General features: G+C 65.9%; 10 protein-coding genes. 1 reads left to right on the top strand and 9 read right to left on the bottom strand.

Annotated features, from left to right (window positions below):
- The 9 genes from mvk to ON19_RS11435 all read right to left on the bottom strand — a co-directional run.
- On the bottom strand, positions 1–926 hold a 926-nt coding region (gene mvk, locus ON19_RS11475; protein WP_051168750.1), incomplete at its 3' end, for a mevalonate kinase.
- A gap of 162 nt (positions 927–1,088) precedes the next feature.
- Positions 1,089–1,925, bottom strand: a complete 837-nt coding sequence (locus ON19_RS11470; RefSeq protein WP_043689970.1) for a methyltransferase family protein — start codon at positions 1,923–1,925, stop codon at positions 1,089–1,091.
- The gene (locus ON19_RS11465) at positions 1,916–2,932 is read right to left on the bottom strand and encodes a fatty acid desaturase (protein WP_043689968.1); all 1,017 of its coding nucleotides are present in this window, start codon (positions 2,930–2,932) and stop codon (positions 1,916–1,918) included. Before ON19_RS11465 ends, ON19_RS11470 begins: the two co-directional genes overlap by 10 nt.
- Before the next feature lie 71 nt (positions 2,933–3,003).
- Entirely contained in the window at positions 3,004–4,260 is a 1,257-nt protein-coding gene (locus ON19_RS11460) for a hypothetical protein (protein ID WP_043689967.1), read from the bottom strand.
- Complete coding sequence (locus ON19_RS11455) at positions 4,257–5,399, bottom strand: polyprenyl synthetase family protein (protein WP_227954843.1); 1,143 nt, start codon at positions 5,397–5,399, stop codon at positions 4,257–4,259. The genes ON19_RS11460 and ON19_RS11455 overlap by 4 nt, the downstream gene beginning before the upstream one ends.
- 777 nt (positions 5,400–6,176) lie before the next feature.
- Positions 6,177–7,067 (bottom strand): TIGR03621 family F420-dependent LLM class oxidoreductase, encoded by an 891-nt coding sequence (locus ON19_RS11450; RefSeq protein WP_043689964.1) that lies wholly within the window; start codon positions 7,065–7,067, stop codon positions 6,177–6,179.
- Between the two features lie 330 nt (positions 7,068–7,397).
- Positions 7,398–7,766, bottom strand: coding sequence for an antibiotic biosynthesis monooxygenase family protein (locus ON19_RS11445; protein WP_043689962.1), 369 nt, complete (start codon positions 7,764–7,766; stop codon positions 7,398–7,400).
- 119 nt (positions 7,767–7,885) lie between these two features.
- Positions 7,886–8,857, bottom strand: a complete 972-nt coding sequence (locus ON19_RS11440; RefSeq protein WP_157229665.1) for a GNAT family N-acetyltransferase — start codon at positions 8,855–8,857, stop codon at positions 7,886–7,888.
- 339 nt (positions 8,858–9,196) lie between these two features.
- The gene (locus tag ON19_RS11435) at positions 9,197–9,703 is read right to left on the bottom strand and encodes a DoxX family protein (protein WP_157229664.1); all 507 of its coding nucleotides are present in this window, start codon (positions 9,701–9,703) and stop codon (positions 9,197–9,199) included.
- Between the two features lie 536 nt (positions 9,704–10,239).
- Here ON19_RS11435 and ON19_RS11430 point away from each other — a divergent pair.
- Positions 10,240–10,974 carry an SDR family oxidoreductase gene (locus ON19_RS11430; protein WP_043689948.1) on the top strand — a complete coding sequence of 245 codons (735 nt, stop codon included), beginning with the start codon at positions 10,240–10,242 and terminating at the stop codon, positions 10,972–10,974.
- Positions 10,975–11,261 lie beyond the last annotated feature (287 nt).

Below are 11,261 nucleotides of genomic sequence, written 5' to 3'. Positions count from 1 at the left end.
AGGGCGAGGACGCAGCCGCCGAGGCCGGCGCCGGTGAGTTTCGCGCCGAACGCCCCGGCGTCGAGCGCTGCCGTGACGAGGGTGTCGATCCGCGGATCGCCGACACCGAGTTCGTCGAGGAGGTCCTGAAAGTAGAGGAGCGTCCTGCCCAGCGGCTCGGCGCGCCCGGCCGCCAGATCCGCGTGGGCGGACTCGACGAGTTCCGTCGCGCGCTCCAGAAGCTGTCCGATGGACCCGTGATCTCGATCCAGCCGTGCGCGTACCTCGGCCACCGCACGCTGCGTGCCACTGGGCATCCCGGTGTCTGCGATCACCAAGGCGGCGTCGAGGCCGACGTCGAGCGGGCGGGCGGTGCCGGCATGGAACCGGATCGGCCCGTCGGCCAATGCGGCGCGGGCGTCCACGCCGCTGGCTCGGCCGTGCGCGAACTGCTCGCCACATTGCACGAATTCGTAGAGGGAATCCGGGTCGACGGCCCTGCCATAGAGATCTGCGACCGCGCGCACCGCGGCGGCCGCATCGGCCGCACTGGACCCCAGACCGCGTGCCTGCGGGATCTCGCTGTCCACAGCGACCTCGACGATCTCGCCGGGTAGACCCCACCGCCGCAATGCCTCCTCGACCGCGACCCGAGGACCGGAGACCGGATTCGCCGCGGGGAGGCCTTCCCCTGTGATGAATTGATAGCCGTTGTTTCTCAGCGTTTTACGATCTGTCACGGCTGACCGCCGCGCTGCGGAAGAGTCACCTGCCTCGCCGGGGTAGGCGACGGCGTGCACCTGCAGCGTGGGCAGGGGAAACGCGATTGCGGGCGTTCCGTGGACAACCGTGTGCTCGCCCAGCAGGATCGCTTTGCCGTGGGCGCGCCCGGCGCCCACGCCCGCGGCGGCGGATCTGCCGCCGCGGTGGACGGGAGGACTGTTCACGTCGATTCATCTCCAAACTCGAGCAGGGCCGCGCACGTGTTCCCGGCGGGACGCGGCAGCGGACGATGATGGTGGGGTCTGGCGAGGACGTTGGCGACGAGCAGTCGGCGGGACGCGTCCCTACGCGACGTTCGGCTCGACCGCCGGCGCGCGAGTTCGCCTTTATCGCTGGCGAATCGACGAGCGGAGCACTCGCATCCGGCGCAGGCGTGCCCGCGCGGACGGGCTGAGCGGCGACGGGAAGAACGCGGGCACCTGGTTCGCGTAGGCGCGATAGGCCGCACCGAAGCGAGCGAGGAGATCGCGCTCCTCGAGGACGGTGCCGAGCAGGATGTAGCCGGTCAACCCGACCGCCCAGAGCAGGTGACCCGCCGTGAGGGTGCTCGCGCACCAGAAACTGAACAGCAGGCCGGTCATCAGCGGATGGCGCACCAGGCGGTAGGGCCCGTGCACTTGCAGCCGGTCGGCGGTCGCGTCGGGGACCTGGATCACGTAGTGGCGATAGGCCTGGTCGAGGCCGAGTAGATAGAAGTGGTCCAGCAGCAGGGTGGCCGCGTAGACCAGCGCGAAACCGAGCCAGAATCCGGCGTCGAGCACTGTCCCGACGATGCCGTCGGCCGACCAGATCTGGTGCGGCAGCGGCTGCCAGCCCAAGCACAGCACCCACACGGCCAGACTGGCCATGACGACGTAGACAGTGCGCTCCAGAGCTTCCGGCACCCAGCGGGTGACGAACGCCTTGAACGACGGCCGGGCCATGCCCGAGTGCTGCAGGCCGAACAGCGCCAGCAGCAGCACATCGATCACGACCGACGGGCCGGTCGGCAGGTGCGGTCCGTCGTCGACCGTCTTGGGCAGCCACCAGCCTCCGGCGAACAGCAGGAACAGGGGCACGGTCACCCCGGTGAAGGCGTATCCGGCGAACGCGAGCAGGAACGGGAAGAGCCGACGACGATCGGTGAGCATGCCCCGAACCTGGCGCGGAGTGATCAGATCCATGCGAACCAGGGCAGGAGCCGCGATCGGACGCCACCCTCCTCCATTCGCGTCTCCAACTTGGCCTTCCACCGCTCGCCGTAGGGCGCGTCGAGGAAGCCGCCCGGCACGACCAGACGCCAAGCCGAGTTGAGAGTCATCCAGTACGGCACGATGACGCCGGGGTCGACCTGCCGCATGAAGTCGAGTTTGTCGGGGATCTGGCTCCAGTGGACGCCGGGGTAGCGGTGGTGCACGCTGTGGTAGCCCTGATTGAAGATGAAGAAGTTGAGCCAATTGCCCGCCGTGTTCAGCGATTTGCTCGGGTCGTCTTCGAAACCTCGCGCCGGGGCGTGGGTCAGCCAGGCGAAGTAGCCGGAGTTCACCTGGGTCACAAGGACCGGGATCCAGTAGAAGAGCACGAATCGGGTGTTGTCGGCGAAGTACCAGGTGACTCCGATCAGCACCAGGACCAGCGTGAGATCGAACAGGAACTGGTTGCGCCGCTGGCGCTGCTTGGTCGTCGCGTCGGCGGCGAAGATCTTCCGGATGGTGTGGTTCTTGACGATGGTGCCGTATCTGATCCAGTACCAGACGGCGCCCAGCCCGTGCTCGCGCCCTTCGGTGGAGGTGACGTCACCGGGCCCGTCGTTGTAGCGGTGGTGGTTGAGGATGTGCACCTCGCGCATCTCGGCTGCCGTGAGCGTGGCGGGCATGCAGCAGAACAGATCGACCACCCGGTTCAACCGCTTGGACACGAACAGCGGCCGGTGGGTGTGCATGTGGAGCACGCCGATCGTCAGCGAGAAGTTCAGCAGCGTCAGCGTGATGATCAGCGGCAAGGCCAGGTACCAGTTCGCGGTGGCGGGCACGAGGAGGCCCACGGCCAGCAGCGCGACCCAAGCCACGACATGGGCCAGCGGGCCGATGTTCGCCGGGTGCTCGAGCTTCAGTACACGCCGGCTGAAGGGCGTCGGCCCGGACGACGCGTCGGGTGTTCGAGGGCTGGGACGAGGCGTTACGGTGCTCATAAGGGGCTCCTTGGGGATGTCGTGCCGAAGGCGGCGAGCGGGGCTTTCGCGACGGTGCTGATGCGGCCTCCTCAGGTAGTGGTGTCGTGCGCAGCGAGCTGGAATCTCGTGGCGAGGGTTCGCATCGCCTCTGCGTCGCCCGGGGGCACTCGTTCCAGGGCGCCGAAGGCCAGATGATCGGCGATCATCATGCGGCGGATCTCGGGGCCGGGCAGTTCGCCGGTCAGCGGTTCCTCCGGCAGCGCGCGCACCAGGGTGAAGGCGGAATCGACGATCAGCTGTCCCATCGCGGGCGGCATCGAGCGATAGTCGACCGAACCGAGCATTTTCGGTGCCGGACCCGCCCCGGCAGCGAGGTCGGGTGACGCATCGAGCACTCGGTGGACCGCCTGGTCCACGGAATGCAGTACTCGTTCCTGCATCCTCGTCCAGTACGCCGGTGAACTGGCGGCCAGGGCCGCCGCCGCGAGTCGCAGTCGCCGGCGGTAGGGCGCGGACGCCCCGACTGCGGTGCACAGGAAAGCCGTTGTCGTGATGGCCATATAGGCCATCGCGGCGCGTGCACTGAGACCAGGAGTGCGCGGGCCGAGCAGGGCCAGCAGAGTAAAGCTGCCCAGTGCCGGGGCCAGCAGCTGCAGCATCACTACCCGGGTCAGTTCTTCGCGGTCCGCGACGCCGTACAACTCCAGTTCGCCGTCGCGCAAATCGTTGGCCAACTGGGCGGTGATGCCGACACATCCGGCCAGCTCACTCAGATCATGCTGCGCGTATGCTTTTTCGGCGACGAGCGAGCAAGCGTAGAGAATCACCCGTCCCAGTACGCCCTCGCCGTAGGCGGCCCGCGGTAGGGGCTCATCGAGGTTGCGGGCCATCACGCCCCCGACGTCGAGCAGCATCCGGCCGATACGTTCCCGTCCATCGGAGGGCAGTGCCGACAGCAGCGCCCGGACGTCGTGCACACGCTCGGCCAGCACCAGGTCGACGGCTTCGCTGTCACGGACGGCGACCGCATCCAGCCGCGGGGGAGGCGTATGGGTAGCGCCGTTCAGATAGGCCACGGCCGCCAGCACAGCGTTGCTCGCCGACGGGCGGTCCATGAGGTCCTCGTAGGCGTCGAGCACCCGGCAGGCCAGTAGGGCGGCGATAGCCTCGGCCCGTTGGTCGGCGGGCAGGAAACCCACTGCGATGCCCAGGTTCCGCGCCGCCGGAATCAGCGCCAGCCGCGCCAGCCGCTCCGGTGACGGGGCGCTACGCAGCGCAGCGACATCCGGCGCGCGCCGCAACTGCCGCAGCCCGCGGGCCAGGACGCCGAGTCGCTGCCCGATCATCGCGAAACCACCCGCGTCGAGAGTTCGCGGAGGTGCTCACGCGCGGGAGAGGGCGGGAACACTTCTATCGCCCGGGAGGCCGTCTCGGCGGCTTGGACGGCGACCGCGCAGGCGGCCTCGGTGGCCCCGCTGCTGACCAACTCGGCCTGCAGGACGGCACTGGAAGTTTCTGTGGAAAGCCACATTTCACGAGCACCGTGCCGCATGGCCAGCCATTCGATCACCGGCCAGGTCGGCACGCGGCGATCGAGGTCGCCGCAGGCGTCCTTGCCGAGTGCGGGGTCGCCCTCGACGTCACGCACGTCGTCCATGATCTGGAAGGCGAAGGCGAGTTGGTCGGCGTACCGCATCAAGGCGCGCAGCCGTTCGGGATCGATGGCGCCCGCCGTGCCGCCGTAGGAGCAGGCCAGCCGGAACAGTGTGCCGGTCTTCGCGCCGGCGACGAGTTCGTAGTGCCTACGCAGGGCGGAATCCTCAACCATGGGTGGGAGAGTCTCCACGAGCTGGCCGAACGAGAGGTCCGAAAGCCGACCCAGGTACGTGACGCCGGGAGCCGTACCGAGCGTCGCGAACACTGCCGGGTTGTCGGCGACCACCCGTGCGAGCACCTGTAACGCGGTGCCCGCCAGATGGAAACCGGCCTTGGCCGCGACGCGTACTCCGAACTTAGCCGGTACCGAGAGTGCATCACGTCGTAGAAGCGAACCGTCGCAGATGTCGTCGTGCACGAGTGAGGATTCGTGGAACATCTCCCATACGCAGGCCATGTCGATGGCGTCGCGCAACGGCAGCGCGGCCGCTGACGGGAGCAGTTGAGCGCAGGCCAGCGCCAGCCCCGCCCGGACCCGTTTGCCTGGTGCGGCAAGGATGTGGCGGTACATGATGCCGAAAGAGTCCTGGACAGAAAGGATTTCGTGCAAGCGGTCATTGACCGAGGTCAGTTGATCGGTGATGCGGTCGAGCCGCCGAGAGAACCGCTCGCCGTCGGCGCCGACCGAGGTGAGGATGTCGTCGGGCGGTTCCCACTGGAACCGGGAGGCGGCGCTCGACTGAGCACCGACTACGGATAGGGTTGTGGCGCTCGGTATTACGGGTGTTGCTGGCGTCTGGCCGACCGGGTGTTCCGGAGGCGCGGACACGTGAGGAGTTGGATGGAGTGCTGGTGGTGGCGCGGAATAGTCCATAGCTTTGAGCCCCCTTGGCATGATCACGATAGAAGGAAGGATCGATCGGGAAGCGCACGAGAAATACATTCGGAAGTATGTTGTGCTGCAGCAATTGTGCGATCAGTCCGGGACTGGCAACTACATCGTCACCCCAGATGGCCCCGAACTCCTGCGGTCACCGAACCCCGCCTTTCAAAGGCTAGCCCCGACTTGGGTGCTTACCCAGACTCTTTGGAGGAATCCCGAAGCTCATGACGGGATGACTGTTCGACGTCACACCGATCGCCGCCCATAACTACATCCGCTACGAGGAGTCGAGGTAGCTCGCTCAGCGGAGAGCTATCAGGCCTGGTGCCGACATCGGCATCTCCACGGCGTATCTGCGAAACAGCAAGGTCGACCACCGCGCGCTGTCGGTGCGCACGGGTCCACCGTGCGCCGAGGAGCTACCGCAAGCCGCCGACGGCCTCGGCACGCGGTATTGCTGAAGCATGCATGGGCGCAACTCGTTACGGTCCTGAGGCGCAAGCTGAGGGAGAGGTGCGGCGGCACAATATGAAACCCTGTCGTCTGCACTATCGGGGGCTTGGGCAGGACGGGACAACCGCCGTGGCCGACCCGTTTCACGGCCTCTGTCAGGGGAGTGGGTCTCCGGCCAGGAGTCCAGTATTGGGCCGGAGTCGACATCCCGCTCGGTGGCACTGTCCGGCCTGTGTGGCGCGACCACATCGAGGCGGTGACCTGTGGTTGTCAGCGTAGTCGTTCGATGATCGGTGCCATGGCCTCCAGGCTGGGTTCGAGCACCGTGGTGTAAGTAATGCCGAATCGTTCACGGTTTTCGTGGAGTTTGGTGGCGATGTGGAGGGGAGTGCCGGCCAGAATTCCGGGCACGTCTGCACGTTGGTCGACGCTCATCGACGGGGCGAGGTATTCAAGCCGGTCGAGTGTTGCTCGCAGCTCATTGGTCGGTGCGACCACTGGGGCGACGACGTTGAATTCGACCTCGCGTATCCGGTCGCCGAGTGCGTGGCGCGTGTATTCGACCCGCTCGGCCATCATCTCGGCGCTGCCGAGGGCCGGGAAGTGACCCTCGACGGGCCGATTGCTCGCCGCCCCGCTCAACCCGATGATATCGGCGTAACGTGCCGCCAGCTGCAGCACCCGATCTCCGCGGCCGCCGACGAGCAACCGGGGCCGTTTCACCACCTGCGGCCCCGCATCGAAGAAAAAGGGCTGTTGCTGGAGTTGTGCCACCACGCTCTCCAAGTGGTCGACTCGGGCGGCGGCGCTCGGGTAAGTCAGGCCGGCGGCGTCGAATTGGGCCTTGATGTGTCCGGTGCCGAGGCCAAGTTCCAGGCGCCCGTCGGTGAGCAGATTGGTAGTGGCGACCTCACGACCCAGCAGGGTCGGATTGTAGAAATTGGTGTTGAGCACATAGGTGCTCAGTTGCGGCCGCGTTGTGGCTTCGGCAGCTAGCACCACCGCCGGGAACGGGGCCGGTTTGCCGAGGTGGTCGCTGACGCCGATAGTGTCGTAGCCCAGATCCTCGGCCTTGCGGCACTTGTCGATCCATTCGCTGCGGCTTGTCGCCGCGCTGAGTACGACTCCGAAACGGAATGCGCGGCCGTGAGTGAGTGCCATGTGCGGCAAACCTTTCGCTGGTTCGGCTCGGATCCGACGATCGATGAGCCGGGTGGTTCTACCGGAAGCCGGTCGGGGCTTCGGGGTAGCTCCCGATCGAAGGTTCGGGCGGACTGTGGCTGCGTCGTCGGACTGTGCTGAGGTGACCAGCGATTTCGATGCCAGGCCGGGGATGCTCCGACTCTGGACACGGCGGCGGTACGGATGCTCGACATCTGGGCGTGGCCGTGTCGTCACGAGCCGTTCGGCCGGAGGCGCCCGGGAGGAGGTGCCGCCGATGCCTCTGGCGGGCCATGCCACCTGCATGGCCCAGCCCGCCTGCGGCGTCAGTCAGCGGAGGGGGTCTCCGGGACCGGCATCGATGGCGGTTCGATAGACCATGGGCCGTGCGGTGACGTCCAGCTCAGGGTCGTCATTCATCCGCTGGATCGTTTGCTGCCACTCCGGGTTGGTTCGAGCCGCATCCAGTGCGGTTCCGCTCTCCCATTCCGCCACGTTGATGAACGTCAACTCGGCCTTGTCGTTCACAGCTTGCAGCATCCTGGCGCGGATGAACCCGGGTGCTGATGTCATGCACCGGGCGTTGTCCTTCCAGCGACTCAGGAATCGATCCTTCTGCGACATGGGTACCGAGAAGGCGTTGACGAGAGTGACGGGCTGGTCGGTAACGGCCGTGGTGTGGCCGACGGGTAGTGTCATATTGTCATCTTAAGTGACAATCACGATGTCTTGCTAGTGCGGGTATGTGTCGAATCGGGCCGTTGGGGACTTCTGATCCGGATCATCGACTGTGCCGGCTGGTGTGACGACAGCGGAGTTCAGAGGATTTTCATGGCCCACCAGTATGATCCGCGCATGACTTGTTCGCCGAGGTTGCGGGCGTCTCCGGTTATTCGGACGATGTCGTTCGGGGTGGGGTAGTCCTCAATTCGGCCTTCGAAGCGTGCGGCGAGGTCGGTGAGACGTTGCTTGTCCGCAGGGGTGACGGTCGGATAGACCTCGTGGATGCGCCTGGTGATGTCGCCGACCGAGTCCCCTAGGAGGGTGAGTTCGGTGTCGCCGGGGAACAGGGGCTCAGTGTCGAATCTATGGTCTGCTCGGGCCCAGACGACACCACCGTCCTCATCTCCGGCCACGTGATACATCGCGTGCACACCCGAACGCCGGTAGTAGTCCTCGAGGGCGCGGGTTACCGTCCCACCGAAACCCTGGCCGCGAGCTTCCTCGTCGAGGTAGATGTTCTCGTTGTGCACGACGGGGCGGCCCTGCTCGTCGAGGTAGAAGTTACGGCGGATGTTTCCGACGTCGACGCCGCGCGCGTCGTCGAAGACGGTGGCCGACATTGTGATTGTGGTGCGGTCATCGGTGGAACGATGCGGAAACTGATATCGCTGGCCTAGGTCGGGTGGGCCGGGGAACTCGTAGTGAGCTGAAACCTCCCCTAGCCGAAAGGGACCGTACTGACGCTCCAGCCCGCTCAACTGGGCGGTCAGGGTGTCGTCGTCCGCTTCTGTTTGGCGTATCCGCAGCAACTCGCCGATCGGGGGGACGCCGGATAGGCCCGGGGACGCGGCGGGAATGGTGGTGCTGATCGAGTCACGCTCGCCCATCGCAGTCGAGATTTGCCGCCCGCCTTGCTCATCGACGGCAGGGTCGGTACGTCCTACCTGGCCGACGGTCTGAGCGGTGCCGTGCCTCCAGTTGTGGTCGGCCCGCGCCTGCCGCCCGAGCACCCTGATCAGATCGTCACGTAAACGCCGCAACAGCTCATTGGAGCCCTGTGCCGTCACCACTGACCGCCTTGTAACTCTGAACGTGAGCGCTGATGCAGTTACTCACGGCACACCAGCGGAAGTTTCGTCACGCAACTAGACATGCATGCCTTCAGACTTACTCCGACCTTCCCCTTGCCAAACGCTTTCAACTCCCCGGCTAGGCGTTCGGTCTCGGACCGTGTGTCGTCGTCCCGAGTTTCAGACGGGCGGTGGTTCGCCGACGAGCCAGCCCGGCTCGTTTTTCTCGGCCTGACGGGGAGCGAGGAACCTGGTCCGCGACGTTCTCCCGCTATGCGCGGATCAACGATTGTCAGCTCTGATGCCTGAACGTCGGCGGGACGCCGAGCGGCGGCGCTAGCGTGCTGGTGCGATGTGCTGTTGGTCGCTGGCGCTGGGTTCGATGGGGCGCTTGGTCAACACGATGAGGATGGCGATCGTCGCAGGGATGATGGCGGCGATAGGGCCTATGAGGACGTCGGACGAGATGGTTGGTGCGTCGGACACCTCCGGCCACCGTCCGATCGCTATTGTCCCGGCGAGCGCGGCCCAGAGGGCGCACTCGACGGAGTTGAGAGCTTCGCCGGCGACGCGAATGTGAAAGCCGCTCGCCATCAGGGACACGACCCCGATGCCGACTGCCGCAAGGGGTGTCGTCCATTCGGCCATGTCGACGAGCATCGGTGCGACCAGCCCGACGGCGGCCGCGATCTCGGTAACCCCGATGACGATGACGAGCGGTCGTGCAAGAGAGTCGAAGCCGATCCAACGGTCGATTCCCCGACCGAGCACCTTGGGTAGGCCGGCGGTGAAGAAGAAGAGTCCGAGGAATGCCTGAGCAGTCCACAAAGCGGTTTCGAGCATGTGCGGGTCCTTCGGTCTGGTAGCCGATGACATCACCGCGGTCGGCGACGCCTCAAAGACATGTACGCGGTTCATATAATACGAATATCGAATGATCTGTCAAGTGCATCGGTGGCGTTGGCGGCATCGTGCGGCAGCTCGTCCGCATTGAGTGTCGCTCGGGCGGGGTTGCTGCCGTCGGTGGCAACTGTGGCCGCTGGATTCGTCTGTTGCGCAACGATGTTGCAGTCTCGGAGTGTCGACGTCGGCGTTGTCGCGAGTGTGGGTCCACCGCCTGACCTCGGTCAGTGCCCATCCTCGATGTGTGGGGCGGATACCGGCGGTGGTGAGCGCTAGCTCGCCGTAGAGGCCCCGGAGTCCGGGGAATTGCCCGGCCCACGACGATCCGGTCGACTACTCTTGTCAGAAAATATCAAGTCCGTATCATCTGAACTGCAGACTGTTGAGGGTGCCTCCAGGCGGCCAAGCGAGACGGCTCCGACCGGACCGGTTGCCTGTGCACGCCGCGGATCAGCACCCGACCTGAGGAGAAGTTCATGCCACACATGGACCGCGTTGCCATCATCACTGGCAGCGGGCGAGGTATCGGCCGTGCGATCGCTCTGCGTCTGGCCGCAGATGGGGCAAAGGTCGTCATCAACTACAGGAGCAACTCCGAGGCTGCAGGGCGGGTCGCGGCCGCGGTAGCCGCAGGCGGCGGCGAGGCCTTCGTCGTGCAGGCAGACGTGGCCGATGAGGCTCAGCTGAAGGCGCTGTTCGATGCGACGGAACGGCAGTACGGCGGGCTGGACGTGTTCGTGCACAATGCCTATGGGCATGCCGTCGGCTCAATCTCGGCGGCAGCCGATGAGGACTACGAACGCGCGTTCGCAACGAACGCGCGGGCGACGTTCGTCGCGTTCCGCGAGGCGGCGCGGCGAGTGCGTGACGGCGGCCGGATCGTGTACGTGTCCTCTGCAGCGACCCGCGCGAGTGATCCATCCATGTCGCTGTACACGGCGAGCAAGGCGGCAGGCGAACAGCTGGTCCGCGCGTTTGCCCGCGAGGTAGGGCCGCGGGGAATCACGGTGAATAGTGTGTTGCCAGGGCCGACCAACACCGACGCGATACAGGCTATCCGAGAGGTGCTGACGGAACGTGTAGCCCAGACACCGCTGGGACGACTGGGTGAACCCGACGACATCGCCGACGTCGTAGGCTTCCTGGCTTCCCGAGACGCTCGATGGCTGACCGGTCAGAGCGTGGTGGCCGACGGCGGCCTGACCGCATGAATCCGGAAATCGCAGCGGTGACGAATGCGTCATGTGGCAGTGCTCGGCACACCGTCTGCATGGCAGCCGGTAACGCCGAGCAGCGCGCCACCATGAAATCCCAAACAATATCCTCCACGGCGGGGACGGGTGTGGGTTCCGGCGTGAATCTCCTCCCGTCTACGCTTCGTGAGCCCGGCAGGCGCTCAGCAACTCGTGCAGCGGCGGCCCGAGGCTGTCGGTGCATTTCTGTCACCGGTGGTCTCGGTGGCGTTCGGCAGGGTTTGGGTTTCCTGAATCCTCCTGAT

It is taken from the genome of Nocardia abscessus NBRC 100374, from assembly GCF_000308455.1.
GTDB classification, from domain to species: domain Bacteria; phylum Actinomycetota; class Actinomycetes; order Mycobacteriales; family Mycobacteriaceae; genus Nocardia; species Nocardia abscessus.
The sequence above is the reverse complement of the archived record's forward strand: the minus strand, read 5'-3'. Positions and strand labels throughout refer to the sequence as shown.